Origin of the sequence: Modicisalibacter tunisiensis, from assembly GCF_020148005.1 — a bacterium.
Lineage (GTDB): Bacteria > Pseudomonadota > Gammaproteobacteria > Pseudomonadales > Halomonadaceae > Modicisalibacter > Modicisalibacter tunisiensis.
Genome location: NZ_JAGXFD010000001.1, coordinates 1,327,827 through 1,353,977, shown reverse-complemented (window position 1 = coordinate 1,353,977; position 26,151 = coordinate 1,327,827). Strand labels below are relative to the sequence as shown.

At 70.1% G+C, this 26,151-nt stretch carries 29 protein-coding genes; 17 read left to right on the top strand and 12 right to left on the bottom strand.

Translation table 11 applies throughout. The features are described 5' to 3' along the window. Window positions 1-68 precede the first annotated feature (68 nt). From KGQ91_RS06285 to KGQ91_RS06275, 3 genes are all read left to right on the top strand, one after another. The gene (locus tag KGQ91_RS06285) at window positions 69-443 is read left to right on the top strand and encodes a translation initiation factor Sui1 (protein ID WP_224420562.1); all 375 of its coding nucleotides are present in this window, start codon (window positions 69-71) and stop codon (window positions 441-443) included. A 49-nt stretch (window positions 444-492) separates the two neighbouring features. Further along, window positions 493-909, top strand: a complete 417-nt coding sequence (locus KGQ91_RS06280) for a YbaY family lipoprotein (protein ID WP_224420561.1) — start codon at window positions 493-495, stop codon at window positions 907-909. Between the two features lie 87 nt (window positions 910-996). Beyond that, window positions 997-1,989 (top strand): aldo/keto reductase, encoded by a 993-nt coding sequence (locus tag KGQ91_RS06275; RefSeq protein ID WP_224420560.1) that lies wholly within the window; start codon window positions 997-999, stop codon window positions 1,987-1,989. Window positions 1,990-2,073: 84 nt separating this feature from the next. On the opposite strand, the gene KGQ91_RS06270 is transcribed toward KGQ91_RS06275, so the two are convergent. Next, window positions 2,074-2,943, bottom strand: a complete 870-nt coding sequence (locus KGQ91_RS06270; protein ID WP_377172665.1) for an NAD-dependent protein deacetylase — start codon at window positions 2,941-2,943, stop codon at window positions 2,074-2,076. Window positions 2,944-3,047: 104 nt separating this feature from the next. Between KGQ91_RS06270 and KGQ91_RS06265 the strand changes: the two genes are divergently transcribed. Together KGQ91_RS06265 and KGQ91_RS06260 are read left to right on the top strand one after the other, a co-directional pair. Beyond that, window positions 3,048-4,109: a diguanylate cyclase gene (locus KGQ91_RS06265; protein WP_224420559.1), complete on the top strand. Its 1,062-nt coding sequence runs from the start codon at window positions 3,048-3,050 to the stop codon at window positions 4,107-4,109. 72 nt (window positions 4,110-4,181) lie between these two features. Continuing rightward, on the top strand, window positions 4,182-5,093 hold the full coding sequence (locus tag KGQ91_RS06260; protein WP_224421386.1) for a nuclease-related domain-containing protein: 912 nt from the start codon (window positions 4,182-4,184) through the stop codon (window positions 5,091-5,093). Here KGQ91_RS06260 and KGQ91_RS06255 read toward each other — a convergent pair whose 3' ends face one another. The 6 genes from KGQ91_RS06255 to KGQ91_RS06230 form a co-directional block, all read right to left on the bottom strand. Next, a complete protein-coding gene (locus KGQ91_RS06255; RefSeq protein WP_224420558.1) occupies window positions 5,094-5,891 on the bottom strand; it encodes a ribonuclease T2 family protein in 798 nt (265 codons plus the stop codon). Continuing rightward, on the bottom strand, window positions 5,882-7,018 hold the full coding sequence (locus KGQ91_RS06250; RefSeq protein WP_224420557.1) for a permease: 1,137 nt from the start codon (window positions 7,016-7,018) through the stop codon (window positions 5,882-5,884). Before KGQ91_RS06250 ends, KGQ91_RS06255 begins: the two co-directional genes overlap by 10 nt. A gap of 99 nt (window positions 7,019-7,117) precedes the next feature. Beyond that, window positions 7,118-8,452: a deoxyguanosinetriphosphate triphosphohydrolase gene (locus KGQ91_RS06245; protein WP_224420556.1), complete on the bottom strand. Its 1,335-nt coding sequence runs from the start codon at window positions 8,450-8,452 to the stop codon at window positions 7,118-7,120. A 97-nt stretch (window positions 8,453-8,549) separates the two neighbouring features. Continuing rightward, window positions 8,550-9,992 (bottom strand): D-alanyl-D-alanine carboxypeptidase/D-alanyl-D-alanine endopeptidase, encoded by a 1,443-nt coding sequence (gene dacB, locus KGQ91_RS06240; RefSeq protein ID WP_224420555.1) that lies wholly within the window; start codon window positions 9,990-9,992, stop codon window positions 8,550-8,552. An 82-nt stretch (window positions 9,993-10,074) separates the two neighbouring features. Beyond that, a complete protein-coding gene (locus KGQ91_RS06235) occupies window positions 10,075-10,407 on the bottom strand; it encodes an SMR family transporter (RefSeq protein ID WP_224421385.1) in 333 nt (110 codons plus the stop codon). Next, window positions 10,404-10,817: a PACE efflux transporter gene (locus KGQ91_RS06230; RefSeq protein WP_224420554.1), complete on the bottom strand. Its 414-nt coding sequence runs from the start codon at window positions 10,815-10,817 to the stop codon at window positions 10,404-10,406. The genes KGQ91_RS06235 and KGQ91_RS06230 overlap by 4 nt, the downstream gene beginning before the upstream one ends. A gap of 116 nt (window positions 10,818-10,933) precedes the next feature. On the opposite strand from KGQ91_RS06230, the gene KGQ91_RS06225 reads away from it, so the two are divergent. Continuing rightward, window positions 10,934-11,812 (top strand): LysR family transcriptional regulator, encoded by an 879-nt coding sequence (locus KGQ91_RS06225; RefSeq protein ID WP_224420553.1) that lies wholly within the window; start codon window positions 10,934-10,936, stop codon window positions 11,810-11,812. 6 nt (window positions 11,813-11,818) lie between these two features. Here KGQ91_RS06225 and trmB read toward each other — a convergent pair whose 3' ends face one another. Beyond that, a complete protein-coding gene (gene trmB / locus KGQ91_RS06220; RefSeq protein WP_163648194.1) occupies window positions 11,819-12,499 on the bottom strand; it encodes a tRNA (guanine(46)-N(7))-methyltransferase TrmB in 681 nt (226 codons plus the stop codon). Window positions 12,500-12,741: 242 nt separating this feature from the next. Between trmB and KGQ91_RS06215 the strand changes: the two genes are divergently transcribed. The 7 genes from KGQ91_RS06215 to KGQ91_RS06185 all read left to right on the top strand — a co-directional run bounded on the left by KGQ91_RS06215 (window position 12,742) and on the right by KGQ91_RS06185 (window position 19,996). Then, a complete protein-coding gene (locus tag KGQ91_RS06215) occupies window positions 12,742-14,622 on the top strand; it encodes a beta-ketoacyl synthase (protein ID WP_224421384.1) in 1,881 nt (626 codons plus the stop codon). A 124-nt stretch (window positions 14,623-14,746) separates the two neighbouring features. Continuing rightward, a complete protein-coding gene (gene coaD / locus KGQ91_RS06210) occupies window positions 14,747-15,244 on the top strand; it encodes a pantetheine-phosphate adenylyltransferase (RefSeq protein ID WP_224420552.1) in 498 nt (165 codons plus the stop codon). Between the two features lie 28 nt (window positions 15,245-15,272). Then, the gene (locus tag KGQ91_RS06205; RefSeq protein ID WP_224420551.1) at window positions 15,273-15,521 is read left to right on the top strand and encodes a YfhL family 4Fe-4S dicluster ferredoxin; all 249 of its coding nucleotides are present in this window, start codon (window positions 15,273-15,275) and stop codon (window positions 15,519-15,521) included. An 81-nt stretch (window positions 15,522-15,602) separates the two neighbouring features. Then, window positions 15,603-16,952: an MATE family efflux transporter gene (locus KGQ91_RS06200; protein ID WP_224415851.1), complete on the top strand. Its 1,350-nt coding sequence runs from the start codon at window positions 15,603-15,605 to the stop codon at window positions 16,950-16,952. 69 nt (window positions 16,953-17,021) lie between these two features. After that, window positions 17,022-18,338: a short-chain fatty acid transporter gene (locus KGQ91_RS06195; RefSeq protein ID WP_224420550.1), complete on the top strand. Its 1,317-nt coding sequence runs from the start codon at window positions 17,022-17,024 to the stop codon at window positions 18,336-18,338. A gap of 131 nt (window positions 18,339-18,469) precedes the next feature. Further along, entirely contained in the window at window positions 18,470-18,979 is a 510-nt protein-coding gene (locus tag KGQ91_RS06190) for an acyl-CoA thioesterase (protein ID WP_224415853.1), read from the top strand. Window positions 18,980-19,009: 30 nt separating this feature from the next. Beyond that, a complete protein-coding gene (locus tag KGQ91_RS06185) occupies window positions 19,010-19,996 on the top strand; it encodes an ion transporter (RefSeq protein ID WP_224415854.1) in 987 nt (328 codons plus the stop codon). Here the strand turns inward: KGQ91_RS06185 and KGQ91_RS06180 are convergent, their stop codons facing one another. After that, window positions 19,997-21,040, bottom strand: a complete 1,044-nt coding sequence (locus tag KGQ91_RS06180; RefSeq protein WP_224415855.1) for a hypothetical protein — start codon at window positions 21,038-21,040, stop codon at window positions 19,997-19,999. It abuts the gene before it with no gap. A 91-nt stretch (window positions 21,041-21,131) separates the two neighbouring features. Continuing rightward, window positions 21,132-21,446: an I78 family peptidase inhibitor gene (locus KGQ91_RS06175; protein WP_224415856.1), complete on the bottom strand. Its 315-nt coding sequence runs from the start codon at window positions 21,444-21,446 to the stop codon at window positions 21,132-21,134. Window positions 21,447-21,640: 194 nt separating this feature from the next. Between KGQ91_RS06175 and osmF the strand changes: the two genes are divergently transcribed. From osmF to KGQ91_RS06155, 4 genes are read left to right on the top strand one after another with little or no spacing between them, the layout of a single operon-like run. After that, a complete protein-coding gene (gene osmF / locus KGQ91_RS06170) occupies window positions 21,641-22,558 on the top strand; it encodes a glycine betaine ABC transporter substrate-binding protein OsmF (RefSeq protein ID WP_224415857.1) in 918 nt (305 codons plus the stop codon). 3 nt (window positions 22,559-22,561) lie between these two features. Then, window positions 22,562-23,755, top strand: coding sequence for an ABC transporter permease (locus KGQ91_RS06165; protein ID WP_224420549.1), 1,194 nt, complete (start codon window positions 22,562-22,564; stop codon window positions 23,753-23,755). Between the two features lie 27 nt (window positions 23,756-23,782). Then, window positions 23,783-24,817 carry an ABC transporter ATP-binding protein gene (locus KGQ91_RS06160; RefSeq protein WP_224420548.1) on the top strand — a complete coding sequence of 345 codons (1,035 nt, stop codon included), beginning with the start codon at window positions 23,783-23,785 and terminating at the stop codon, window positions 24,815-24,817. Continuing rightward, window positions 24,814-25,578, top strand: coding sequence for an ABC transporter permease (locus tag KGQ91_RS06155; protein ID WP_338140527.1), 765 nt, complete (start codon window positions 24,814-24,816; stop codon window positions 25,576-25,578). The genes KGQ91_RS06160 and KGQ91_RS06155 overlap by 4 nt, the downstream gene beginning before the upstream one ends. A gap of 115 nt (window positions 25,579-25,693) precedes the next feature. Here KGQ91_RS06155 and KGQ91_RS06150 read toward each other — a convergent pair whose 3' ends face one another. Beyond that, a complete protein-coding gene (locus KGQ91_RS06150; protein WP_224420547.1) occupies window positions 25,694-25,825 on the bottom strand; it encodes an entericidin A/B family lipoprotein in 132 nt (43 codons plus the stop codon). A 128-nt stretch (window positions 25,826-25,953) separates the two neighbouring features. After that, entirely contained in the window at window positions 25,954-26,085 is a 132-nt protein-coding gene (locus tag KGQ91_RS06145) for an entericidin A/B family lipoprotein (protein WP_163648184.1), read from the bottom strand. Window positions 26,086-26,151: the final 66 nt, after the last annotated feature.

Here is a 26,151-nt window from a genome sequence, read left to right as displayed (position 1 = left end):
GATCGCCGCGTCGGCGCGGGATGCGCTATCATCGAGACTCATCCATCGCCGCCAACAGGAGCCGCCGCATGGCCTCCCTTCAGGACCAGCTGCGCGGTCTCGTCTACTCCACCGAGCATGGCGAGACCTGTCCCGACTGCCGCCAGCCCATCGCCGAGTGCCGCTGTGCCGATGACGCCGAGGCCGCGCGCCTCGCCACCCTCGACGGCGTCGTGCGCCTCCGCCGCGAGATCAGCGGGCGCAAGGGCAAGGGCGTGACCACCGTGAGCGGTGTGCCGCTGGTACACGACGAGCTCAAGGCCCTGGCCAAGGCGCTCAAGAAGCGCTGCGGCACCGGCGGCGCGGTCAAGGACGGGGTGATCGAGATCCAGGGCGATCATCGCCAGAGCCTCAAGGCCGAGCTCGAGTCGCGGGGCTATACCGTCAAGCTGGCCGGCGGCTGAGCGCCGCCACGCCCCCGCACTGCCGTTTCCACCGCCTTCGGAGATGCCCATGCCCCGCTCGTCCGGCTCGCTGTGCCGCCTTCTCGCCACCGGCGCCGTGCTGCTCGCCTTGACCGCCTGCGCCCTGACACCGCGCTTCGCCAACCTCGAGGCCCGCATCGTCAGCGACCAGCCCCTGGCGCTGCCGCGCAATGCCGAACTCACGGTTACCCTGCGCGAGGCCGGCGCCAAGGCGGCCACAGTGGCCGAGGCCACCTACACGCGGCTCGGCGGCGGGCCGATTCCGGTGGTGCTGCGCTACGACGACAACGCCATCGAGGGCGGGCGGCGCTACGTGCTGAGCGCGTCGATCCGCGCCGACGGACGGCTGCTCTACACCTCGCCCAAACCGGTTCCCGTGCTCACCGGCGATGCGGCCTCTCCGGGGCGTATCGAGGTGCCGGTGGCCCCCGTCTCCCGGCCCTGATGTCACGAGGCCGACTCGGTACTTGCCAAACCCGGCCTCGCGACCCAGCCTGAGGGCATTCAGGGACACCGTCACAGGGAGACACGCATGGAAACCCTCCGCATTCCCGGCACCGACCTGACTCCGACGCGCATCGGCCTCGGCACCTGGGCGATGGGCGGCAAGCAATGGGGCGGCACCGACGATGACCAGGCGATCCGCACCATTCATGCCGCGCTCGACAAGGGCGTCACGCTGATCGATACCGCCCCGGCCTATGGCTTCGGTCATGCCGAGGAAGTCGTCGGCAAGGCACTCGCCGACGGCGGACGACGCAACGACGTGGTGCTCGCCACCAAGGTGGCGCTGGAATGGGGCGACGGCATCGACGGGGTGGTGCGCAACGCCACGGCGCGTCGCATCGAGCAGGAGGTCGAGGACTCGCTGCGCCGACTGCGCACCGACACCCTCGATATCTATCAGGTGCACTGGCCGGACCCGAAGACGCCCATGGAGGAGACCGCCGGCGCCCTGCAGCGGCTCCATCAGGCCGGCAAGATCCGCGCCATCGGCGTCAGCAACTTCTCGCCCGAACAGTGCCGGGCATTTCGCGAGGTCGCGCCACTGCACACCGTTCAGCCGCCGCTCAACCTCTTCGAGCGCGAGGCCGAGCGCGACATCATCCCCTACGCCGAGCGCGAGAACCTGGCCATGCTCACCTATGGCGCGCTGTGTCGCGGCCTGCTGAGCGGCAAGATGTCCCGCGAGTCGCGCTTTCAGGGCGACGACCTGCGCCAGTCCGATCCCAAGTTCCAGCAGCCGCGCTTCGATCAGTATCTGGCGGCGGTCGCCGCACTCGACGAGCTGGCCCGCGAGCGGCACGGCAAGCGCGTGCTCGAGCTCGCCGTGCGCTGGCTGCTCGACAGCCACGCCAACGGCATCGCCCTGTGGGGCGGACGGCGCCCCGATCAGATGGACCCGCTCGATGCCATCGACGGCTGGAAACTGAGCCGGGACGACCTGACCGAGATCGATCGTATCCTCGAGACCCATATTACCGATCCGGTGGGACCGGAGTTCATGGCCCCGCCGAGCCGCTGAGACGTTTACCGCGGAATCAGGATACGCGCCCGTGCCATCGGCACGGGCGCCTTGCATTGACGGCCGCCCCCAAAGGGAGCCGCGTCACCCCGGCGCCAACAGATCGGTCAGGGTAGCGTCCACCGGGGCATCGACCTTCAGGGCGTAGAGATCATCGGCGCGGGTCCGGCCGCGGTTGATGCAGGCGATCGGCTGGCCGGCCCGGGCGGCCTGGCGCGCGAAGCGGTAGCCCGACTGGACCATCAGCGAGGAGCCGACCACGAGCAGCGCATCGGCGGCCTCGAGGGCGGCGAAGGCCGCCGCGACCCGCGCGCGGGGCACGCTGTCGCCGAAGAACACCACGTCGGGCTTCCAGATGCCGTCGCCGCAGCGCGGGCAGGCCGGCCCCCGGAAGGTCGAGAAGTCGAGCCCGTCCAGGTCGGCGTCGCCGTCCGGCCCCACCTTCGCCTCCAGCGACAGCCAGTGCGGGTTCGCCCCGGCCAGCTCGGCATGCAGGTCGTGGCGCATGCGCTGCGCACCGCATCCCATGCAGCGCACGATCTCGGCCCGGCCGTGCAGATCGATGACCCGCCGTGATCCGGCGCGCTGGTGCAGCCCGTCGACGTTCTGGGTGACCAGCGCGGTGACCCGACCGCGCGCCTCGAGCGCGGCCAGCGCCCGGTGCGCCGGCCCCGGGCGCGCCTGCTGGATGGCACGAAAGCCGATCAGGCTGCGCGCCCAGTAGCGCTGACGGGTCGCCGGGCTGGCCATGAACGCCTGGTGACGAACCGGCGGCGAACGTTTCCAGGCACCGCTGGCATCACGGTAATCGGGAATGCCGCAGCCGGTGCTCACCCCCGCCCCGGTCAGCACCATCAGCCGGGGATGGCGCTCGATGAAGGCGCGCAGGGCGGCCAGTGGCGCGGCCGGTGCAGGAGAGGCGACCTCAGGGGCCGCGAAAGCATGATCGGGCAAGGGCATACGACGAGTGGCGACTGGCGAGTCGCGAGTTTTTGCGTCAAGGTAAAAACGTCTCACACACTGATGGCAAGTACCAGCGCCGCGAACGGATGTCACCGATGCTCCCCATCACCGCGTCCTCCCGCCACCCCCGTCAGGCGCTTGCCCGACGCCTCTACCCGGCCCGGATCGTCGGCCTGGCGCTGGGCATGCTCGCCGTGGCCGCCGCCTGGCGGGCGGTGCCGCCGGCGTGGCCGTGGTGGATGCTGCTGGCACTCAACGGCCTGGGCTGGCCGCATCTGGCCCGCTACCTGGCCACCCGGGTGCGCGATCCGCATCGCACCGAACGTCACTGCCTGCTGATCGACGGCCTGCTGACCGGCTTCTGGGTCGCCGCCGTCGACTTCGCGCCGATCCCCGGCGCGGTGCTGATCGCGCTCTACAACCTCGGCACCCTCGCCGTCGGCGGCCCCCGCCTGCTGGCCGCCGGCTCCCTGGCCTGGCTGGCCGGCGGCGGCGTGGGCGCCCTGATCTGGCCGACACTCGACTGGCAGCTGCTGCCCACGCCGCTCGCCCTGCTGGGCGCCCTGCCGCTGCTGCTGCTCTATCCGTTGATGATCGGCTGGCGCAGCTACCGTCAGGCCTGTCAGCTGGTCGAGCAGAAGCGCCGCGAAACCCGCCAGCGGCGCACCGACGCCCTCACCGGCCTCTACAACCGTGCCCACTGGGAGCGGGTGATCGAGAGCCATTTCGATACCGGCCGGCCCCCCCTGTGCCTGGCGCTGCTGGAGATCGACCACTTCCAGCGCATCAACGACACCTTCGGTCACGCCATGGGCGACCAGGTCCTGCGTCGCACGGCGCGCTTCCTGCAGGAGACGCTGGGCGAGGAGGCCCTGCTGGCCCGCCACGGCGCCACGACCTTCGGCCTGCTGCTGGACGAGACGCCCCTGGACCGGGCGCTCACGCAGCTCGACGGGCTGCGCGAGGCCTTCCTCAAGCCCGAGGCCCAGGGCGAGAGCCTGCTGCCCTGCACGCTCAGCATCGGCCTGGCCGAATGCCACACCACCCTGAACCGGCCGGGCGAATGGATGCAGCAGGCCGAGCTGGCGCTGGACAGCGCCCGGGTGCAGGGGCGCAACCGGGTGGTGGCCTACAGCGGAACCGCACGTTCCGCCTAGCGGCGCATGGTCGGCCACGCCGGGCTTGGCTAGAATGGGCCCTCGTCTTTCCGGGTGGCAAGGATGGCTGAGATGCCCTGGCTGGAATACCTGATTCCGTTGATCTTCCTCGCGCCGCTGGGCGCCACCGCGGCCATCGTCCTGGCCCTGCGCAACCTGCACGACGCGCGCATCCGCTCGCCGATCGATGCCCATCCCCTGCGCGAACCGGGCCAGGCGCTGCGCGATCGCCTCGACCACGCCTTCACCGGGCTGTTCCTCAACGGGGCACTGGGGCCGATCGTGATTCTCGCCCCGCTGACCTACGGCATGGGGCGGATGATCGTCACCGACGCCTCGATCTGGCTGGAGTGGGCCGTCTACGGCCTGATCTGCTCGGCCCTGGTCCTGCTGTTCTGCCTGCTGCTGATCCGCGACTTCCAGCGCATCCGCCGCCTCAAGCTGGGCCTGGCCTGCGAGCTGGCGGTGGGCCAGGAGCTGGAGCGCCTGATTCGCCCGGAGGATCACCCCTACTTCGTCTTCCACGACATCCCCAGCGACACCTTCACCATCGATCATGTGGCGCTGACGCCCCACGGCGTCTTCGTCATCGAGACCCGGGCCCGCACCTTTCCGCTGGACGCCAGCGGCCAGCCCCAGTGCGATGTGGCGGTGGAGAGCCAGCGCCTGCGCTTCCCCGGGTGGAGCGAGCGTCAGCCGCTGCGCAAGACACGCCAGGCGGCGGAATGGATGCGCCACTGGCTGGCGCGAGAGTGCAACGCCGACATCCCGGTACGCGGCGTGCTGGTGCTGCCGGGCTGGCGCATCGATCTCGAAAAGGCGCCGCCGGGGCTGGATGTGGTCAACGGCGAGAACCTGACCCGGCGGCTGATCGACACGCCGCTGGGGCCGCTCGACCCGGCCACCCATGACCGCGTCGCCCAGGCCCTGCGCCGGCGTGGCGCCCTGCTCGACGACCGCCGCCGCGAGACCCCCTCGATCTGATCAGTCCCGGACCGCCGTCACCCGTACCCGCGACGCACAGCGTCCCCGGCGCAACGCCACCAGGCTGCCCGCCGCGGGGAAACCGTCCAGTGCCGCCGCCCGGATGCCGATGCGCACCTCGGTCAGCCGCCGGTTGCCGCGACCGGCGCAGACCAGCTGCAACGCCCGGCCCCTTCCCTCGCCGAAGGCCGCCTCGAAGGCCGCGATCAGGTCATTGCGCGCCACGACACCGCCCTGGTGGATCACCACGAAGTCGGCGAAGGCGCTGGCGTTGACCGCCGCCAGCAACTCGAGTGCCGTGGCGAAGTAGTCGGTCGGGGCGATCGCCAGGCAGGCGGCGTGCTTGGCGTATTCGTGGCGATCGAGACAGCTCGCCCGCCCCGGCATCGCCCGGTCGAGCCGCGCGGCAAGCGACGCGGGCAGCTCGAAGGGCGCATGCGCCCGACAGAAGCCGCCGTCGGGCCGTGGCGACTCGCCGAAGCAGCCCTCGGCCCGCCACTGCCGGCGGCTCACGCCGGCCTCGGCGACCCGCTCCGGACGCGACGGCCACAGCCCGTGCAGCACGAAGCCCTCGCCGGCGGCCTCGCGCAGGCGTGGCTCGCGGCACTCCCGGGGCGGCGAACGCCGGCTCGCGCAGAACCCCGGATGCCAGGTCAGCGCCAGGGTGTAGTGATCGAACGCGTCGGCAGACGCCGAAGGCGGAGCGTCAGGCTGCGCCCCGGCCACGCCGATGGCCAGCAGCCCGGCCAGCAGCAGGCCGAGCCGGGCCGTCCACCGGCCCCGGGCGTTCAGTGGCAATGCCCGCCGCCCTGGCGGCGGCCCCAGAAGAACGCCGCCAGTGCCACGGGCAGCAGCACCACGTTGAGCAGCGTCACGTAGTTCCAGCCGAAGACGTCGCGGCCCAGGCTGACCTGACGCTCGCCCTCGGGCAGCCAGCCCAGGAGGGCGAAGCCGTAGTCCAGGCACAGCGCGGTCACGATCGCCCCCAGGAAGAACACCAGCGCCATCCAGCCGGCGGCCTTCCAGCCATAGTAGCGCCGGTAGACCGAGAGCATCGGCAGGGTGATCAGGTCGGAGAGGATGAAGGCGATCACCCCGCCGAAGGAGATGCCGCCCTTCCACAGCACCGCGGCCAGCACGATGTTGCCCACCGAGCAGACGAAGGCCAGCACGGCGATGATGCTGCCGGCCACGGCGTTCCACAGCAGCACCCCGAAGCCGGGGTTGTCGCCCTCGGTGAGGAATACCGAGCGCCACACCTCGTTGGGCACGAGTATCGAGAGGATCGCCGCCACCGTCACGCCGATCAGGATGTCCTTGCCGACCATCGTCACGTCCATGTGGAAATGCGCGGCGGCGGTACGCAGCTTGCGCAGGAAGGCGCTCTCGCCGTGGCCGGAATGACTGCCGTGGTCGTGGTCGTGGTCGTGGTCGTGGTCGCCATGATCGTGATGGTGCTCGTGCCCGCCACCGTCGGCATCATGGCCGGCGTTCTCGCGCGCGGCGGCGATCACCGCGTCGGGCACCAGCAGCCGCACCAGCACCGCCATCACCACGATGAAGATCAGCCCGCCGACCAGCTCGCCGAGCACGAAAGCCAGGCCCAGCAGCGAGAACAGCACGATCAGGATCTCGAACACCAGATTGGTGCTGGCGACCATGAAGGCCATGGCGTTGGCCCAGGCGGCGCCCTTCATGATCAGCGTGCGCGCCATGCTGGCCGCCGCGTAGGAACAGCTCGACGACAGTGCCCCCACCCCCGTGGCCAGCGACAGCGAGCGCGGCGTGGCCCGGCCCAGCTTGTCGCCCACCAGCTCGGCGGGAATCCAGGCACGGATCACCCCCGAAAGCAGAAAGCCCAGCGCCAGGCCCCAGAAGATCTCCCAGACCATGCCGGCCCAGGACGCGACGAGTTCCTCGAGCATATCGCCTCCCTGTGATGTCTCATGGCTCCGCCCCAGCATAAACCCTTGTGTAGCCCACAGGTCCAACACGGCGCCTGACAGACCACGCCGTCGCCGGGACTACTCGCCCTTGAGACGCCCGCCCATCTCCTGAGCCAGCTCGACCGCGTAGTGGTCGGTCATGCCGCCGATGAAGTCGAGCATGCGTCGGTAGCTGGCGTAGAGCGGCCAGGTCGGCCGCGGCGTGTTCTCGCCGATCAGCGCCAGCACGCGCTGGTGCTTGAAGGTCGAGCGGCCCTGATGGTGCAGCTCGTGGGCCGCGCCGATGAACGCCTCGAGCAGGATGCCGAGGGTGGTGTGGGCGCCGATCTCCAGCTTGGCCTTGCGCTCGTTCTGGAAGATGCGCTCCCGGGCGAGCTGCTTGGCCGCCTTGACGCCCCAGTCGAGGTCGGGGTGACAGAGCTCGAGCAGGTCCTCGGTGAGCGCGCCGTTGAGAAGCGCCGTCTCGTGCTGGACGAACACCTCGCCGACGTCGTTCACGGCACGCTCCATGGCCGCCCCGCGCAACGCCGCGATACGGCGGCGCTGCGACACGCCTCCGCCCAGCGCGGCGTACTCGGCGGGCTCGCCGCCGGCGATCTGGATCAGGATGCCCGCCACCTCGTCGAAGCGCAGGATGCCCATCTCCAGACCGTCCTCGAGATCCAGCAGCGCGTAGCAGATGTCGTCCGCCGCCTCGACCAGATAGGCCAGCGGATGCCGGCACCAGGCCCACTCGGCCCGACGCCGCAGCCCCAGGGTCTCGGCCACCTCGGCCAGCGGCTCGCGCTCGGACTGATAGGCCCCGAACTTGCCGGTGCGGCCGCCGTGCTCCACCGTCCACGGGTACTTGAGCAGGGTACCCAGCGTCGCCGCGGTCAGGCGCATGCCGCCCCGGAACTGGTTGTATTCGATCTGGGTGACGATGCGAAAGCCCTGGGCATTGCCCTCGTAGGTCAGCAGGTCGGCGCGCTGGGTGTCGGTGAGCCCCTCGAGCAGCCCGCTGCCGTCGCTCTCGGCGCGCTTGAACCAGTCGCGGATGGCGTACTCGCCGGCATGGCCGAACGGCGGGTTGCCGATGTCGTGGCCCAGGCAGGCCGCCTGGACGATCACCCCCAGGTCGGCCGGGGTGATCCACGCCGGCAGCCGCTCGCGCAGCTGCTCGCCGACGATCATGCCCAGCGAGCGGCCCACGCAGCCCACCTCCAGCGAGTGGGTCAGCCGGGTATGGATATGGTCGTTGTCGGTGAGCGGATGCACCTGGGTCTTGCGGCCCAGGCGCCGGAACGAGCCGGCGAAGACGATCCGGTCGTGATCCTTGTGGAACGGGCTGCGGCCGACCTCGCCGCGCGAGCCACGCGGCTTGTCGTTGAGCCGGCCCGGCTCGAGCAGGCGTTCCCATTGCATCTGCGTCATGCGGCGTCCTCCAGGGTGGCGCGATGCCCCTGCGGGGCAGCATGGGCCGAGTTGGCCGCGGCGGCCGGCGCCTGTCAAGCGCGGGACGGCCGGCGGTTCAATGCGCGCGAATCATCGCCGCCAGGTCCGCGGAAACCGCATCCAGCACCGTGGACCAGGCCAGGTAGGGCGTGCTCGCCGTGCCGTTGATCAGCACGCTGAACGCCCCCCAGCGGCCGCTCGCGGTGCGGAAGTAGCCGCCCAGCGCGCGGACCGCGACGGGCCGGTTGAGCGTGCCGGTCTTGAGCATCACGTGGTCCTGGAACCGCGGGTCGCCACGGCGGATGAAGTGCATCGGCCCGTTGACCGGCAGCTGCAGCCCGGCCAGGAAGGCCGGGAACAGCGCCGGCCGCCGGTACAGGGCCGCCAGCAGGGTGGTCACGCCCTGCGCCGAGGTGCGGTTCTCCGGGGTCAGGCCGCTGCCGCTGTGCAGCACCAGCGGGCCGTGCCCCGGCAGGCCCCGGGCGAAGCCGGCCACCGCCTGGCCGGCCTGGGGCAGCGTGGCCCGCGGCGTGTCGGCCAGGTCCAGGCTCAGGGTGTCGGCCATGAAGTTGTTCGAGTAGTCGAGCATGCGCTGCAGCAGCGTCTGCAGCGGCTTGCCGTCGACCTCGGCGAGCGGGGTCGCCGCCGCGGGGGGCCGGGTGCGGCTCACCGCCGTGCCGCCGGAGACCTGGATCCCGGCCCGCTCGAGCATCGACTGCAGGGTCCGGGCGGTCTGCTCGGCCGGGTCGGAGCTGGCCCGGTAGAGCGCCCGCGGGCGGGAGTCCCGGGCGATGGTGCCGCTGACCACCAGCACGTCGCCCCGCTCGTCGGTGACCCGTTCGGCATCGAGCCGCGACTCGCCGCCCCGGGCGACGGTAGTCACGCGATTGTCGACGCGGGTGGCGGGCTCGACCGTGTTGCAGCTGAGGATCCGCGCCGCGCCGCCCACCCCGCGCCCCGGCAGCACGTCGAGGCACCAGCTGGCGTAGTTGACCGCCGCCGAGGAGAGCCGCGCGCTGTAGGCGTTGTCGGCCCGCGAGGCGGCCCGGCAGCGGTCGGTGGTCACGCACTCGACCGGGCCGAAGCGCCACTGGCTGACCACCAGCTGCCCCCGGACCGCCGTGATGCCGCGCTGGCGCAATCGCTGGATCAGCCGCCACAGGTCCTCGGAGACCAGCGCCGGATCGCCGCCGCCCTCGAGCACCAGGTCGCCGTGCAGCACGCCGTCGTCATCGATCGTCCCGGTCGACACCAGCCGGGTGGTGAAGCGGTGCTGCGGTCCCCAGCGGTCGAGTGCCGCGGCCGCCGTGTAGAGCTTGGATACCGAGGCCGGCGAGAGCGCACGGCGGGGCGCGATGGCGCCCAGCACCCGGCCGGAATCCAGCAGCTCGGCCCGGGCGCCGAGGCGAAACCCCTGCCCGGCCAGCCGCGCGACATGCTCGAACCCCGACGCCCGGGCGAACGGCCCCGGCATCACCAGACACAACACCACGACCAGCAGGGACAGACGACGCGACATGACGGCTCCGTGAACGGTGAAAGCTACTCAGCCCAGGGTTGGCCCGGAAAGTTGGCGAGCGCAGCCAGTTTTCAGGCAAAGCCTAGTGGGCCGAGACCCGGGAAAATACCTGAATCACCACCACCCCGGCGATGATCAGGCCCATGCCCACTACCGCCGGCGTATCGAGCCGCTCGCCGAACCACACCACGCCGAGCAGCGACACCAGCACGATGCCCAGCCCGGCCCAGACGGCATAGGCGACGCCCACGGGCAGGCTGCGCAGCACCAGGGTGAGCAGGTAGAACGCCAGGCCGTAGCCGACCACCACCCCCACGCTGGGCCACAGCCGGGTGAACTCCCGCGAGGCCTTGAGCGCGGTGGTACCGAGGACTTCGGCGACGATCGCCAGCAGCAGGTACAGATAGGCCATCAGTCGCCTCCCGCTAGACGCCGGCGCATCGCCCGATCGAACAGGGTATTGAAGAGCATGGCGTAGACCAGGAAGAACAGCATGAAGCCGAGGTCCAGCCAGAACGCCTCCTCCAGGCTGATGCCCATCCACCAGGCCACCACCGGCAGGGTCATCACCAGCAGTCCGAGCTCGAAGCCGAAGGCCTGGGTGAAGCGCTGCCCGACGCTGCGACGCCGTGTCGGCACCAGCGCATCGAAGCCGCGATTCCAGACCAGGTTCCAGGCCATCGCCGCCGTGGCCAGCCCCACCGCCAGGGCGCCCATCTCGTCCATGCCGTGACCGGTCAGCCAGCTGGCCAGCGGCGTCACCATCACCAGGCCGCCGGCCTCGAACAGCAGCGTATGCACCACTCGTTCCCTCCAGGAGCGCATCCTCACCTCTCGAGATCCTGTCGCGAGGCCCGCACGGCCTCGACCCTGGGGCTTATTCTGGGCATCATGGCGATGGATTCGAGTTAGATTTCATCTGAAAACCTGATAGGACGCCCATGCGCTGGACCCTCGATCAGCTGGAAGTGCTCCTCGCCTGTGCCGAACACGGCTCCTTCTCGGCGGGTGCCCGCCACCTGGGCCGTGCCCAGTCGGCGGTCAGCACCGCCGTCGCCCATCTCGAACTCGACCTGGGCGTGACGCTGTTCGACCGGCGCGGCCGCACGCCGGTGCTGACCGGCGAGGGGCAGGCGCTGGTCCGCGAGGCCCGCGAGATCCTGCGTCAGTGCGACCAGCTCGAGGCCCGCGCCCGCACTCTGGCCGGCGGCGAGGAGTCGCACCTGACCCTGGCCGTCGACGAGGCGCTGCCCTACCCGCCGCTGATGGACACCCTGCTGGTGCTGGCCGAGCGCTGGCCGAACCTGGAACTGTCACTGCTCAACGGCGCCCAGGCCGACATCCCCAGCTGGGTCGCCGACGGCACCGCCGACCTGGGCGTGCTGTTCAGCCAGCCTTCGCTGCCACCCCAGCTCGGCGTGCGCCAGATCGCCCGCCTGGCGCAGACCGCCATCGTCGCCCATGACCACCCGCTCGCCACCGCCACCCCGGTGCGGCTGTCGACGCTCAGCCGCCATCGCCAGCTGGTGGTGGCCTCGCCGCTGGGCGGCAATCGCAGCGCGCGCCTGTCGCCGCGCATCTGGCAGCTCAACAGCTACTACGCGATCGCCGAGCTGGTCACCCAGGGCATCGGCTGGGCGCTGGTGCCGACCCACATCGCCGACTACCCGATGTACCGCTCGCTGGTCCGCCGCCTGACTCTCGACGACCTGCCCGAGCCGCCCGGCGTCAGCGTGGAGCTGGTGCGTCGCCGCGATGCCGGCCAGGGGCCGGTCGCCCGCTGGCTCGAGGCGGAACTCAGCACGCGGCTGTCGCGCTGAGCGGGGTCAGGGCAGCCGCTGCGGTGCGTGGGGCAACGTGGCGGTCAGCCGCCAGAGCGGCTGCCCGCTTTGTGCGTACTTGCGCTCGAAGGGCGTCAGGTAGTCGCCCTGCGGGTCATGGCGGACCACCGCCGGCCGCGGCTCGCCGGCGTGCTGCAGCGCCAGGGCGAACTCCTCCAGGTACAGTGCCCAGTTGGAGCGCAGCTCGAGACGCCCGCCCAGGGCGAGGATCGCCGGGAAGACCGGATGGCCGTGCCAGCGCAGCTTGAGCTGCGAGGCCTTCGGGTAGGGATTGGGATACAGCAGGTAATGGCGCTCCGGCTGCCAGCCGGCCCCCAGCGCCAGACGCCAGAAGTCGACCAGGTCGGCGCGCACCAGCAGGGCGTTGTCGGGCAGCGCGCCGTGCTCGCGCTCCAGCCGCGCCGCGCTGCGATCGACGCCGATCACCGCCCGGTCCGGATGACGAGCGGCCAGTGCCCGGGTGGAAAGCCCCACGCCGCAGCCGGCATCGAGCAGCAGCGGGCGCCCCTGCGCGGCCAGCCAGTCCTGCGCCCGGTCGAAGGCGTGCCGGGTGTGATCGGCGATCGGCTTGCGCCAGGGGTGATCCAGGGCGCGGGCGACGCGTCGCGCCAGGTCCTCGTGCGGGCCGGACTGACGGGAGGTGACGATACGGGAATTGGCGTGCATGGCAGTCTCTGGGTCGAGAAACGCGCCCAGTCTACCAAGCCGGCTCGCCTGCCCGCCAAGGCGGCCGGCATGACGCCGCTGCAACGCGAGTGCTATCATCGCGTCCCAGACCCGGCATGGCGTGCCCGCCCCTGTCCCCCGCGGCGCCCATGCAACCCTGACGGCCCGTTGCTGTCAGCTTTTCGTAGACTCCATTGCACAACGAGGGATGCGGCTTGTCACAGTTACCGGTGATTGTCGGCATGGGCGGTGTCAATGCCGCCGGCAGAACCTCGGGCCACCAGGCGTTCCGCCGCACGGTGCTCGATGCCTTGTCCGCCGAGGAACAGCAGCGCACCGTGGTCGGCCTGGCCGCCATGATGCACCTGGTGGCCCGCCAGGAGGACGGCTCCTGGCAGGACAGTCACGGTAACCGCCTCGACACGGCTGGCGTGGCCGATCGCTTTCGCCAGACGGTACTCGACCATACCCTGATCCGCCGCATCGAGGACGAGGCCTTCAACGCCGAGGGCATCCCCGCCAACCGCCGCGCCCAGCTGGCCCTCGACACGCCGCTGACCTTCCAGATGCGTCGCCGCCAGCTGCCCGAGGTCCTGCCGGAGACCTGGCAGGTGCGTGACCTGGACAGCCGCCGGGTCGAGGTCAGCGTGCCGCCGGGCGCCCTCGAGGTACTGCTTCCGGACCATCGCCAGGCTCAGGTTCGCGCCGCCGGCCAGCTGCCCAGCGGCTTCGCGCCCGAGCGCCTGTATCGCAGCGTGCATCACCCGCGCGGGCTGTCGATGGCGGTGTTCGGCGCCAGCGACTGCCTGGGCCAGAGCGGCCTGGACTGGGAGGCGCTGCGCGATCGCCTCGACCCGGACCAGATCGCCGTCTACGCCGGCAACTCCATCGGCCAGCTCGACGACGAGGGCTGGGGCGGGCTGCTCAAGAGCTTCATCTCCGGCAACCGCGCCACCTCCAAGCAGATGCCGCTGGGCTACGGCCAGATGCCCGCCGACTTCCTCAACGCCTACGTGCTGGGCAGCGTCGGCGCCACCGGCGCGATCCAGGGCGCCTGCGCGACCTTCCTCTACAACCTGCGCCAGGGCATCGAGGAGATCCGCCGCGGCGTGCGCCGGGTGGTGATGGTGGGCACCAGCGACGCCCCGATCACCCCCGAGATCATCGAGGGCTTTCGCAGCATGGGCGCGCTGGCCGACGACGACAGCCTCAAGGCGCTCGACGCCCTGAGCCTGCTCACCGATGCCGACTACCAGCGCGCCTGCCGCCCCTTCGCCCGCAACTGCGGCTTCACCATCGCCGAATCGGCGCAGTTCGTGCTGCTGATGGACGACGCCCTGGCACTGGAAACCGGGGCGCAGATCCTCGGCGCGGTGCCCGGGGTGTTCGTCAATGCCGACGGCTGGAAGCGCTCGATCTCGGCCCCCGGCATCGGCAACTACATCACCCTGGGCAAGGCGGCATCACTGGGCCGCGAGATCCTCGGCGAGCGCGGCCTGCGCGAGCGCACCTTCATTCACGCCCACGCCACCAGCACGCCCAAGAACCGCGTGACCGAGTCCCATGTCCTCGACAGCGTGGCACGGGCCAACGGCATTCACGACTGGCCGGTGGCCGCCGTCAAGGCGTTCGTCGGCCACTCCCAGGGCAGCTCCGCCGGCGACCAGCTGGCCAGCGCCCTGGGCAGCTTCGCCCATGAGCGCATCCCCGGCATCCCCACCCTCGACGCCGTGGCCGACGACGTGCACGGCGAGCGCCTGCGCCTGTTCCGCGAGTCGCAGCCCTTCCGCGCCGACGCCGCCTTCCTCAACGCCAAGGGCTTCGGCGGCAACAACGCCACCGGGCTGCTGCTCTCGCCGGACGCCACCGAACGCCTGCTCATCCAGCGCCACGGCCGGGCCGCCGTCGACGCCTGGCACGAGCGTGCCGCCGCCGTGCAGACCCGCCGCGACACCTATCTGGCACGCGCCGACGCGGCCGACTTCGAGGTCATCTACCGCTTCGGCGAGGGCGTGCTCGAGGGGCCGGAGCTGACGGTCGAGTCCGGCGGCATCCATATTCCCGGCTATGCCCGCGCGGTCTCGCTGGCGGTGGACAACCCCTTCGGCCGGCTCGGCGACTGACGCGCCGGGAGGCGATTGCCGGTGCAGCATCCATCGGCTACCCTGAGGGGCCCGGTGCCACCAGGCGCCGGGCCGTGACTACCGCCGCCGTCACGGGCGGCCGGCCTTGCGACAGGATTCACCCATGAACATCGTGGTTTACCCCGGCACCTTCGACCCGATCACCAACGGGCACTTCGATCTGATCGAGCGCGCCGCACGGATCTTCGACAGGGTCGTGGTGGCCGTCGCGGCGAGCCCCGGCAAGCGCCCGACGCTGGACATCGATGCCCGCGTCAACCTGGCCGAGGACGTGGTCGCCGAGCTCGACAACGTCTCGGTGGTGGGCTTTCACGGCCTGCTCACCGAACTGCTCGACCAGCAGGGCGCCCGCATCATCCTGCGCGGCCTGCGGGCGGTCTCGGACTTCGAGTACGAGCTGCAGCTGGCCAACATGAACCGTGCCCAGGCCCCGCACGTGGAGAGCCTGTTTCTGACCCCCGCGGTCGAGAACTCCTACATTTCCGCCACCATCGTGCGCGAGATCGCGCGTCTCGGCGGCGATGTCAGCCGGCTCGTGCATCCCCGGGTCGCGGCAGCGCTGCGCGAGCACTTCGACACCGAGACAACGCGCGATGCGTGACGCGTCCGCCGCAGCGAGGACATGACCCATGGCCCTGATGATCACCGACGAATGCATCAACTGCGATGTCTGCGAGCCGGAATGCCCCAACGGCGCCATCTCGCCGGGCGAGGAGATCTACGTGATCGACCCCGGCCTGTGCACCGAGTGCGTCGGTCATTTCGACGAGCCGCAGTGCCAGCAGGTATGCCCGGTGGACTGCATCCCGCTGGACCCCGACCATCGCGAGTCCCGTGACGCGCTGATGAAGAAGTACGAACGCATCACCGCGGCCTGAACCGCCCCTGAGGAGCCGCCCCGCCGGGCGGCCCCGGCCCGCTCGCCTGCCACCCGTCTGCCCACAGGAACGCACCCGCCCATGAGCGCTGCCGCCACCCGTCGCGTCTGGACGCTGGCCTGGCCGATCATTCTCTCCAACATCACCGTGCCGCTGCTCGGCCTGGTGGACACCGCCGTGGTCGGCCACCTGCCGGAGTCGCGCTTCCTCGCCGGGGTAACCCTGGGCGCGACGCTGTTCGGCTTTCTCTACTGGGGCTTCGGCTTCCTGCGCATGGGCACCACCGGGCTGACCTCCCAGGCCGTGGGCCGCGAGGACGACACCGCGGTGCGCAACCTGCTCGGCCAGTCGCTGCTACTGGCGGCGCTGATCGGCACGCTGCTGATCGCGCTGTCGCAGCCGCTGACCACGCTGGGCCTGTGGCTGCTCGACGGCAGCCAGGAGGCCACCGCCCTGGCCCGCGAGTACGCCGCCATCCGCTTTCTCTCGGCCCCGGCGGTGCTGGCCAACTACGCCATCCTCGGCTGGTTCCTCGGCCAGCAGAACAGCCGCGTGACGCTGACGATCATGGTCACCACCAACAGCGTCAACATCGCTCTCGATCTGGTGTTCGTGGCCGGCCTGGGGATGACCAGCGACGGCGTCGCCTGGGCCACGGTGATCGCCGACTACACGGCGCTGGGCCTGGGCCTGTGGCTGGTCCGGCGCCAGCTGCGCACGCTCGGCGGGCATTTCCTCGGCGAACGCCTGTGGCGCCCGACCGCCTACGCCGAGCTGTTCCAGGTCAACAGCCAGCTGTTCCTGCGCACCCTGGGGCTGCTCTTCGCCATGGCCTTCTTCACCGCCCGGGGCGCCAGTCAGGGTGACGTGATCCTCGCCGCCAATGCCGTGCTGCTGCAGTTCATCATGCTCACCTCCTACGGCCTGGACGGCTTCGCCCACGCCGCCGAGGCGCTCACCGGCCGGGCCATCGGCCGCGGCGACGGCGCGGCGTTTCGCGACGCGGTGGGTGGTGCGATGCGCTTTTCCCTGCTCACCAGCGTCGCGGCCATGCTCGTCTTCGCCCTCGGCGGGCATGGCCTGATCGCGCTGCTCACCGACCTGCCGGCGGTGCGCGAGACCGCCGCGACCTACCTGCCCTGGATGGTGCTGATGCCGGTGCTGGCGGTATGGAGCTACCTGTTCGACGGGGTGTTCATCGGCGCCACCGCTACCCGAGAGATGCGCAACAGCATCCTCGTCGGCCTGGCGGTCTACCTGCCCGCCTGGTGGCTGGCCACCGGCCCGCTGGCGCTCGGCAATCACGGCCTGTGGCTGGCCTTCACGCTGTTCACGCTGGCCCGCTCGGCGACCCTGGTCGCCTACTACCGGCACTATCGCCGCACGCGCTGGCACCTGCCGCTCGACCAAAGACGCACGGCGGCGCGTTGACCGCGCCCTGCCGGTTGCGCTATCGCTAGGCGCGACGCGGCAAAAACACCAACAAGCAGCGAGACCCCCATGCTCAAGACACTCTCACGCCCGGCCGTGAAACTGGTCGAGCGCTATCTGCCCGACCCCTACATCTTCGTGCTGCTGCTGACGCTGATCGCCGCCGCAGCCGCCATCGGCGTGGAACGCCAGACGCCGCTGGCCGTGCTGCGCTTCTGGGGCGATGGCTTCTGGAACCTGCTGACCTTCTCGATGCAGATGCTGCTGGTGCTGATCACCGGCTTCATGCTCGCCAGCTCGCCGCCCGTGCAGCGTCAGCTGGCCCGTCTCGCCGCCCGAGCGGGCACCCCCGCCCGGGCCATCGTGCTGGTCACGCTGGTCTCGCTGGCCGCCAGCTGGATCAACTGGGGCTTCGGCCTGGTGGTGGGCGCGCTGTTCGCCAAGGAGCTGGCCCGCCAGATCCGTGTCGACTACCGCCTGCTGATCGCCAGCGCCTATTCCGGCTTCGTCGTCTGGCACGGCGGGCTGGCCGGCTCGATTCCGCTGGTGATCGCCACCGAGGGCCACTTCACGGCCGACCAGATCGGCGTGGTCCCCACCAGCGAGACGATCTTCTCGCTGTTCAACCTGGCCATCGTCGTGGCGCTGTTCATCGTGGTGCCGCTGGTCAACCGGGCGATGCTGCCCGACGAGGCCGAGAGCGTGTACGTCGACCCCGAGCGGCTCGGCACGTCCGCCGGCGAGGAGCGTCCGGTGATCACCCGTCCCGCCGAGCACCTCGAGAACAGCAAGTCGCTGGCCTGGCTGGTGGGCATCCCGGGCCTGCTGTTCCTGTTCGATCACTTCCTGCTGCGCGGCGGCGGGCTCAACCTCAACATCGTCAACTTCCTGTTCCTGTTCCTGGCCATCGTGCTGCACCGCACGCCGCGCCGCCTGCTCGACAGCCTCCACGAGGCCATCAAGGGCGGTGCGGGCATCGTCATCCAGTTCCCCTTCTATGCCGGGATCATGGCGATCATGGTGCAGTCGGGCCTGGCCCAGACGCTCTCCGAGGGCTTCGTGTCGATCGCCAGCGCCGACACCCTGCCGTTCTGGTCGTTCATCAGCGCCGGGGTGGTCAACCTCTTCGTGCCCTCCGGGGGCGGCCAGTGGGCGGTGCAGGCCCCGGTCATGCTGCCGGCGGCCCAGGCGCTGGGCGCGGACATTCCGCGCATCGCCATGGCGGTGGCCTGGGGCGACGCCTGGACCAACCTTCTGCAGCCCTTCTGGGCGCTGCCGGTGCTGGCCATCGCCGGGCTCAAGGCCAAGGACATCATGGGCTTCTGCCTGATCCAGCTGGTCATCACCGGCGTGATCATCGCCCTGGGGCTGAGCCTCATCCCCTGACGCCTTGCCGCCCTCCCCGGGCCGCCTGCCGCGGCCCGGCCCTTTCCCCGCCGGACCGGGTACCCCGGACACCCCGTCTCGAGGCAAAACGTGTTACACCTAAGGGAAACCCTGCGACACGAAGGCTCCCCATGGCTCCCGACGACATGCCCCGCCAGCACGAGTTGACCATGACCGTGCTGATGACCCCCGACATGGCCAACTTCAGCGGCAAGGTCCACGGCGGCGCGATCCTCAAGAAGCTCGACGAGGTCGCCTACGCCTGCGCCAGCCGCTACTCCGGCAGCTACGTGGTGACCCTGTCGGTCGATCAGGTACTGTTCAAGCAGCCGATCCACGTCGGCGAGCTGGTCACCTTCCTCGCCATGGTCAACCATGTCGGGCGGTCCTCGATGGAGATCGGCATCAAGGTGATTGCCGAATCGATTCAGGAGAAGGTGATCCGCCACACCAACAGCTGCTACCTGACCATGGTGGCGGTCGACAAGCAGGGCCAGCCGGTCGAGGTGCCGCCGCTGCGTCTTGACACGGCGTTGCAGAAGCGCCGCTTCGAGAAGGCCACGCTGCGCCGGGAAATGCGCAAGCAGGCCGAGCGCGCCACCCGCGAGCACGACCACCAGTACGCCCAACGCACGCCCTGACCGACACCCCCGTCATCGCAAGGAGGCTGCATGACGTCGCCCGCATCGCTCCGGGACCGGCTCGCCCTGGCCTGGGACGGCCTGATCATCGCCCTGGTCATCGTCAACCTGGCACTGCTGCTGTTCGACAGCCTCTACCTGCTGCCGCCGCTGCACGCCGCCTTCGCCGCCGTCGCCCCGCGCCTCGAGGCCGCCTACGCCGACACCATCCACGCGCACTTCTTCACCATCGATCTGGCCTTCGTCAGCGTCTACGTGCTCGACGTGCTGATCGGCTGGACGGTGGCGATCGCCGAGCGCCGCTACCATCGCTGGTTCTTCTACCCCTTCGTGCACTGGTACGACGTGCTCGGCTGCATTCCGCTGGCCGGCTTTCGCTGGCTGCGTGCGCTGCGCGTGTTCGCCCTGCTCCACCGCCTGCAGCGGATGGACCTGATCGACGTGCGCCGCTGGACACTGTTCCAGGCGGTGCGCAAGTACTATGACATCCTGCTCGAGGAGGTCTCCGATCGCGTCGCGGTGCGCCTGCTCGGCAGCCTTCAGGAAGAGGTCCGCCACAGCAACACCCTGTCGCAGCGGCTCGCCGATGAGGTGGTGGCGCCGCGCAAGGCGCAACTGGTGGAGGAGATCGCCGAACGGCTGGAGACGGGGATCGACGGCCTCTATGCCGACAACCGCGCGCTGATCGCCCGATACGTCAGTGCCCTGGTGGGCCGGACCCTGCAGGAGAGTCCGGAGATCCAGCGCCTGCACCGCATGCCGATGGGCCGTCAGGTTGCCGGCGCCATGGACCAGGCGCTCAGCGACCTGGCCAGCCGGCTGATCCACGAGGCGGTCGGCGGCCTGCGCTCGCCGGAGTTCTCGCAGCTACTGCGCCGCGCCGCCGACAGCGGCATGGACATCCTGCTGGTCACCGACCGGCGCAGCGAGCGCATCACCGAGCAGGTGCTGATCGAGGTGCTCGAGCTGCTCAAGGAGCAGATTGCCACCAAGCGCTGGCAGACCCGATACGACTGATCAGGCGTCCATGGCCAGCACCGTGTACGGCGCCTCGCTGGCATGGCGCTCATCGCGCGCGTCGATCGCGCCCAGCCCCAGGTGGCGGTCATTGTCATAGGCAACGAACAGCCGCGCGGCGTCGAGCACCGCCAGACCCTCGGCCTTGTGCTCGAATTCCAGCGCCGCGCCGCTCTCGTCGCCGACCAGCTGCGGCTCGCGCCCGGCGGTGAAGTCGTCGAGGCTCATCACCCACAGGTAGCCGCCGATGCGCTCGACACCGTCCTGTTCGGTCTCGAAGCTGGTCAGCAGGTACAGGCGGTGATTGTAGGGATCGTATTCCAGGCTCGACAGCCCGCAGACATGGCGTACCGCCTCGAAACGCTCCGGATCGAAGCGATACAGGCTGCGCAGCTCGTCGACGAATGTCAGGTTTCCCGCCGCCGAGACACGGTAGTGAGCGCCGACCACACGGCACACGTACTCGAAGTTGTCGTGGTGTTTTCCCTGCTCGCGCACCCCGAACAGCAGCAGGCCATCGCCGCGCTCGCCGGGGATCGCCGCCAGCCCCTCGATCTTGTAGTAGGGCGTGCCGATCGCCGCGTCGAGCTTGGCGCGCAGCTCCAGCGAGCCCTCGACACCATCGCGCGGGTCGGGGTCGACCACGGACACGGCATCGGGATTGCCCAGCGGCCAGATCAGCAGGTGGTTGTAGGCGTTCAGTGCGTGACTGTCCTCGGCGATGCGGTCGAACCCGGTGGTCGCCAGCACGTGGCGGCCATCGGCGGTCAGCGCGAAGTCCTCGTACTTGGTGGCTTGCTTGATCAGCGGCTGGGTGAAGTAGACCAGCGACGCCTCGTCGGGCCGCCCCTCGCCGTCGACATCGACGGCGAAGACCGCTGAGCGCTCCTCGCCGGGAATCGGCTTGTCGCTGGCCAGGATCAGCCGTTCGCCGTCATGCACCACCGCCGAGACCTCGGCGTTGACCGGATTGCCCTGCGCATCCCGCAGGCCGATGGGAAAACAGTGCAGCGTGCCATGGGCAAGAACTCGAGCGCGGGTCATGCCTGCCTCCTTCACGAAATCGTAGTCTCCCCTAGGTGGAGGCGTAGTGCCGGCAATGCAAGCCGTCGTTGCCTGACAGCCCAGGGCACGTTCAGCCGCAGTCGATGCGCACGATGCGTCCCTGTTCGTCCAGATGCAGGTTCAGACGATCCGGCCGGTAGTCCATGGTGTAGCCCTGCCCCGGACGGATCACCCGTACCCGGTCGGCGCCGCCGAGCTCACGGGCCCGTGTCGTCATCGCGGCCCGGTAGTCGCGCCCGGCCCAGTCGGCCAGGGCATCGGCATTGCAGGCCTCCTCCGCCTGACTCACCGGCGGCGGTGCCGAGGCCGGTTCGTGCCTCGGCGAGCCGGCACAGCCGCCCAGCAGGCCAGCGACCAGCATTCCGATCGCGGTGCGCCTATTCATCCCCGTCTCCCCCTCGTGGTCCCAGCAGCCCCGGCCACATATGGCCGGCACCTCGGCCAAACCGCTGGACGCCGCACGGCACCCTCGATAAGGTCCTGAAATGTGGAGCCATCCGTCGTCGATGGCTAGGCTCAGTGGGATTGAGGCACGATATCGCTCATCGCACCCCCTCACCGACAAGAGGATGGAAGCTCATGGTCAGGATTGGCAATGTCTTGGGTCTCGTGGCCGGCACGCTGCTGGCGGCCGGTCAGGCCGTGGCGGCCGAGCCGCTGCGCGTGGCGTCGAAGATCGATACCGAAGGGGCACTGCTCGGCAACATGATGGTCGCACTGCTGGAAGACGCCGGCTACCCGGTGGAGAACAAGCTGCAGCTCGGCCCCACCAACATCGTGCGCAAGGCCCTGCTCGAGGGCGAGATCGACCTCTACCCCGAGTACACCGGCAATGGCGCCTTCTTCAGCGGCACCACCGATGACCCGGCCTGGAAGAACGCCGAGGCCGGCTACGAGAAGGTGCGCGACTGGGACCGCGAGAACCACGGCATCGTCTGGCTGAAGCCGGCCCCGGCCAACAACACCTGGGCGATCGCCGTGAAGCGCTCAATCGCCGAAGCCAACGACCTCGACACCATGGCGGACTTCGGCCGCTGGGTGCGCAACGGCGGCGACGTCAAGCTGGCCGGCTCCGCCGAGTTCGTCGAGAGCGCCGCCGCCCTGCCCAGCTTCCAGAAGGCCTACGACTTCACGCTCTCCCAGGACCAGCTGCTGGTGCTCTCGGGGGGCAACACCGCCGCGACCATCCGCGCCGCGGCCGAAGGCACCAGCGGCACCAACGCGGCGATGGTCTACGGCACCGACGGCGCCATTCAGCCCGCCGGCCTCAAGGTGATGGACGATACGAAGGGCGTGCAGATGGTCTACGAGCCGGCCGTGGTGATGCGCGAGGCGGTCCTGAAGGAACACCCCGACCTGCCCGGGCTGTTCGAACCGGTCTTCGCCTCGCTGGATCGCGAGACGCTGCAGACACTCAACAGCCAGATCCAGGTCCAGGGCCTGCCGGCCAAACAGGTGGCGCATGACTACCTGAAAGACCACGGTTTCCTCGACTGACACGTGGGCCTCGACGCACACGACGAGCCGCGGCGCATCGCCAATCGGGTGCTGGCCACCCTGCTGGTGGCGAGCCTGGCCGGCGCGGTGCTGCTGCCGTTCGCCGCCATGGCGCCCAACCGGCTGGTGTCGGGGGAATCGGTGTCGCTGCTGACGGCGCTGCGCGCCTGGCAGGTGCTGGGGCTGGCGGCGCTGGCCGGCGCCCTCGCCCTGGCCTGCCTGGTCCGCCCACTGGGCGAACGTCGCGGCGCCCGCCTGACGCTGGTGGCCGCGCCGCTGGCCCTGCTGCTGACGCTGTACGGGCTGGGCGACTATGCCCAGCGCGCCCTGACGGACGCCTCGCCCGCGGCCCGGGTCTCCCAGGGCGCGGCCTTCTGGGTGCTGGTATTCTGCACCAGCCTGATGATCGTCGACGCCTTCCAGCGTCTGGGCGCGTCGCTGTGGGTCCGCAGCGGCTACGGCCTCCTGGTGATCGCCGCTGTCGCGGCGCTGTTCGCCGCCGGCACCTTCAATGCACTGTCGATCCTGCGGGAATACTTCAACATCGAGGACGCCTTCGTCGCCCAGTTCGTCACCCACCTGACCCTGGTCGGGCTGGCGCTGGCGCCGACCCTGGCGATCGGCCTGCCGCTGGGCCTGCTGGCGCACCGCCGCCCTGCCACACGCGGGATACTGTTCAGCGTGCTCAATGTCTTCCAGACGATTCCCTCGATCGCCCTGTTCGCGCTGCTGGTGGCGCCGCTGTCGGCGCTCGGCGATGCCGTGCCCTGGCTGGGTGCGCTGGGCGTGGCGGGCATCGGCGCCGCGCCGGCGATTCTCGCGCTGATCCTCTACTCGTTGCTGCCGATCGTGCGCAACACCCAGGCCGGTTTCGCCGGCGTCGACCCGGCGACCCGCGAGGCGGCGCGCGGCATGGGCATGACGCGCCGGCAGATCCTGTGGCGCGTCGAGGTGCCGCTGGCTTTGCCGGTGATCCTGTCGGGGCTACGCATCGTCACCGTCCAGGCCATCGGCCTGACCGTGGTGGCCGCGCTGATCGGTGCCGGCGGGCTGGGCGCGTTCATCTTCCAGGGGCTGGGCCAGTACGCCATCGACCTGGTGCTGCTGGGGGCGGTGCCGACCATCGCCCTGGCGGTGGTCGCCGACTTTCTGCTGCAGATCCTGGTCGCCGTCAGCCGCCCCGCCGGTGCCGGCTGAGCGACGCCTCCACCGAGAGCCGAAGGAATGATAGAGCTTCAAGGGTTAACCAAGACCTACGGCGACAAGACGGTCGTCAGCGACATCTCGCTGCGCGTCGAGCGCGGCGAGTTCAGCGTGCTGATCGGCCCCTCGGGCTGCGGCAAGTCGACCACGCTGCGCATGATCAACCGGCTGATCCCGCTGACGCAGGGCCGCATCCTGCTCGGCGACGAGGATGTCACCCGCCTGCCGGCGGAACAGCTGCGCCGGCGGATCGGCTACGCCATCCAGTCGATCGGGCTGTTCCCCCACTGGACGGTGGCCGACAACATCGCCGTGGTCCCCAACCTGCTCAAGTGGCCGCGCGCACGCATCGCCTCGCGGGTCGACGAGCTGCTCGACCTCTTCCACCTGGATGCCGGCGAGTTCCGCGACAAGTACCCGCACCAGCTCTCCGGCGGCCAGGCCCAGCGCGTGGGGGTGGCCCGGGCGCTGGCCGCCGACCCCGAAGTGCTGCTGATGGACGAGCCCTTCGGCGCCGTCGACCCGCTGACCCGCGAGGTACTGCAGAACGAGATGCGCCGCGTCCACGAACAGACCGGCACGACGGTGATCTTCGTCACCCACGACATGGACGAGGCGCTCAAGCTGGCCTCGCGCATCGCCCTGCTCGACGCCGGCCGCCTGGTCCAGTACGACCGGCCCATCGAGCTGCTCACCGCCCCAGCCGAGTCCTTCGTCAGCGACTTCATCGGCAAGGCCGACCTGGGGCTCAAGCTGCTCTCGCGGCGCTGGGTGCACCAGTACCAGCAGGCGGCGACGATGTCCAGCGAGGCGCCCCACCACTGGGAAACCGACGCACAGGGGCACCCGACCTGCCTGCACGGCGGCCGCCCGACGACAGACGTGGCGCCGAGCGTGGCCGTCACCGATGACTGGACGGCGACACCGGGCATGACCATGAAGGAAGCCCTGTCGCGCATGGTCTGGTATCGCGTGGGCGTGCTGCCGGTCATCGATGACGCCGGGCGGCTGGTCGGCGAGGTGACCCTCGAGGGGGTCATGGGGCGTCAGCCATGATGTCGGCCCTGCTCCGGCCCGAGCGGCGCCGCGACGCCCTGCTGCCGCTGCTGACCGTGCTGCTCGTGGCGCTGGTGCTGTTCATGGGCCGCCTCGAGCCGCTGTTCCACGCCGCCTTTCCCCAGCTGGAGACGGCCGTCTATGCCCGCGAAAGCTTCTGGCGGCTGACCCTCGATCATCTCGTGCTGGTGCTGGTGTCGTCGCTGATCTCGGTGAGCGTGGGTGTGGCCGCGGGGCTGTTCGTCACCCGCCGCACGGGCCGCGAGTTCGAGCCACTGGTCTCGGCGCTGGCGGCAATCGGCCAGACCTTTCCGCCGGCGGCGGTGCTGGCGATCGTCGTGCCGCTGGCCGGATTCGGCTTCGTGCCGACCATCGTCGCCCTGACGCTCTACGGCCTGCTGCCGGTGGTGCAGAACACCATCACCGGCCTGCGCACCGTGCCCGCCGACACCCTGGAGGCGGCCCGCGGCACGGGCATGAGCGCCCGGCAGATTCTCTGGCGCGTCGAACTGCCGCTGGCGATGCGGGTGATCATCGCCGGCGTCCGGGTCTCGGTGATCATCAACATCGGTACCGCCACCATCGGCTCCACGGTCGGCGCCCAGAGCCTGGGCACGCCGATCATCGCCGGGCTGGTGGGCGACAACATCGCCTACGTGATTCAGGGGGCGGTACTGGTGGGACTGCTGGCGATCGTCAGCGACCTGGCCTTCGAACGCCTGGAGCGCCGCTATCGGATCGGCGGCGAGGCGTCAGCCTGAACGGGAGATGGGGAGAGCGACACAGCGAAAGGGGGCAGGAAGGCCGGGGACAAGGAACGGGAAGTGGAAGCCGACCCGCCCGACGGCCAAGCCGCCGGGCGTGGGTGCTGACACCTCAGCTGGCGGATTCCTGGATCTGCTCGCCGCCCTCTTCGATGTCCTGGCCGGCGCCATGCATGGTGTTGCAGCCGCTCAGCACGCTGACACTCACCAGCGCCAGAAACATCAGTGCCGTCAGTTTCTTCATTTCGCGTCCTCCCTAACGGATCCATGAAGTCACCGGCGAGACCATCATCCGGGCCCCGTTCCGGTGCGTGACAAGGCGTCACACCCCCCAGCCTAACAGGCTCGGGCGGATTCTGCCCGCTGGATCCGCTACTTCCCGGAAGCGGCCTCCTCGATTTCCGAGCCCACCTTCTGCACGTCACGACCGAAGCCGTGCATGGTGTTGCAACCCGCCAGGCCCGCCAGCATCAGCAGGGCCAGGGCGATCGCTAGCTTGTTCATGGCGTTCTCCTCGCACGAGTGTTGCGCCTGTTATCGCCGATCCCGACTCGTGCCACAAGAGGCGTG

Coding starts and splice junctions, on each gene's coding strand:
- KGQ91_RS06175 (WP_224415856.1), bottom strand. CDS start 21,446: ATGAATAGGCGCACCGCGATCGGAATGCTGGTCGCTGGCCTGCTGGGC.
- KGQ91_RS06200 (WP_224415851.1), top strand. CDS start 15,603: ATGAGCGCTGCCGCCACCCGTCGCGTCTGGACGCTGGCCTGGCCGATC.
- KGQ91_RS06160 (WP_224420548.1), top strand. CDS start 23,783: ATGATAGAGCTTCAAGGGTTAACCAAGACCTACGGCGACAAGACGGTC.
- KGQ91_RS06245 (WP_224420556.1), bottom strand. CDS start 8,452: ATGACGCAGATGCAATGGGAACGCCTGCTCGAGCCGGGCCGGCTCAAC.
- KGQ91_RS06190 (WP_224415853.1), top strand. CDS start 18,470: ATGGCTCCCGACGACATGCCCCGCCAGCACGAGTTGACCATGACCGTG.
- KGQ91_RS06260 (WP_224421386.1), top strand. CDS start 4,182: ATGCCCTGGCTGGAATACCTGATTCCGTTGATCTTCCTCGCGCCGCTG.
- KGQ91_RS06230 (WP_224420554.1), bottom strand. CDS start 10,817: ATGCGCTCCTGGAGGGAACGAGTGGTGCATACGCTGCTGTTCGAGGCC.
- osmF (WP_224415857.1), top strand. CDS start 21,641: ATGGTCAGGATTGGCAATGTCTTGGGTCTCGTGGCCGGCACGCTGCTG.
- KGQ91_RS06195 (WP_224420550.1), top strand. CDS start 17,022: ATGCTCAAGACACTCTCACGCCCGGCCGTGAAACTGGTCGAGCGCTAT.
- KGQ91_RS06285 (WP_224420562.1), top strand. CDS start 69: ATGGCCTCCCTTCAGGACCAGCTGCGCGGTCTCGTCTACTCCACCGAG.
- KGQ91_RS06225 (WP_224420553.1), top strand. CDS start 10,934: ATGCGCTGGACCCTCGATCAGCTGGAAGTGCTCCTCGCCTGTGCCGAA.
- KGQ91_RS06180 (WP_224415855.1), bottom strand. CDS start 21,040: ATGACCCGCGCTCGAGTTCTTGCCCATGGCACGCTGCACTGTTTTCCC.
- KGQ91_RS06215 (WP_224421384.1), top strand. CDS start 12,742: ATGGGCGGTGTCAATGCCGCCGGCAGAACCTCGGGCCACCAGGCGTTC.
- KGQ91_RS06265 (WP_224420559.1), top strand. CDS start 3,048: ATGCTCCCCATCACCGCGTCCTCCCGCCACCCCCGTCAGGCGCTTGCC.
- KGQ91_RS06185 (WP_224415854.1), top strand. CDS start 19,010: ATGACGTCGCCCGCATCGCTCCGGGACCGGCTCGCCCTGGCCTGGGAC.
- KGQ91_RS06155 (WP_338140527.1), top strand. CDS start 24,814: ATGATGTCGGCCCTGCTCCGGCCCGAGCGGCGCCGCGACGCCCTGCTG.
- KGQ91_RS06145 (WP_163648184.1), bottom strand. CDS start 26,085: ATGAACAAGCTAGCGATCGCCCTGGCCCTGCTGATGCTGGCGGGCCTG.
- trmB (WP_163648194.1), bottom strand. CDS start 12,499: ATGCACGCCAATTCCCGTATCGTCACCTCCCGTCAGTCCGGCCCGCAC.
- KGQ91_RS06205 (WP_224420551.1), top strand. CDS start 15,273: ATGGCCCTGATGATCACCGACGAATGCATCAACTGCGATGTCTGCGAG.
- KGQ91_RS06250 (WP_224420557.1), bottom strand. CDS start 7,018: ATGCTCGAGGAACTCGTCGCGTCCTGGGCCGGCATGGTCTGGGAGATC.
- coaD (WP_224420552.1), top strand. CDS start 14,747: ATGAACATCGTGGTTTACCCCGGCACCTTCGACCCGATCACCAACGGG.
- KGQ91_RS06150 (WP_224420547.1), bottom strand. CDS start 25,825: ATGAAGAAACTGACGGCACTGATGTTTCTGGCGCTGGTGAGTGTCAGC.
- dacB (WP_224420555.1), bottom strand. CDS start 9,992: ATGTCGCGTCGTCTGTCCCTGCTGGTCGTGGTGTTGTGTCTGGTGATG.
- KGQ91_RS06280 (WP_224420561.1), top strand. CDS start 493: ATGCCCCGCTCGTCCGGCTCGCTGTGCCGCCTTCTCGCCACCGGCGCC.
- KGQ91_RS06275 (WP_224420560.1), top strand. CDS start 997: ATGGAAACCCTCCGCATTCCCGGCACCGACCTGACTCCGACGCGCATC.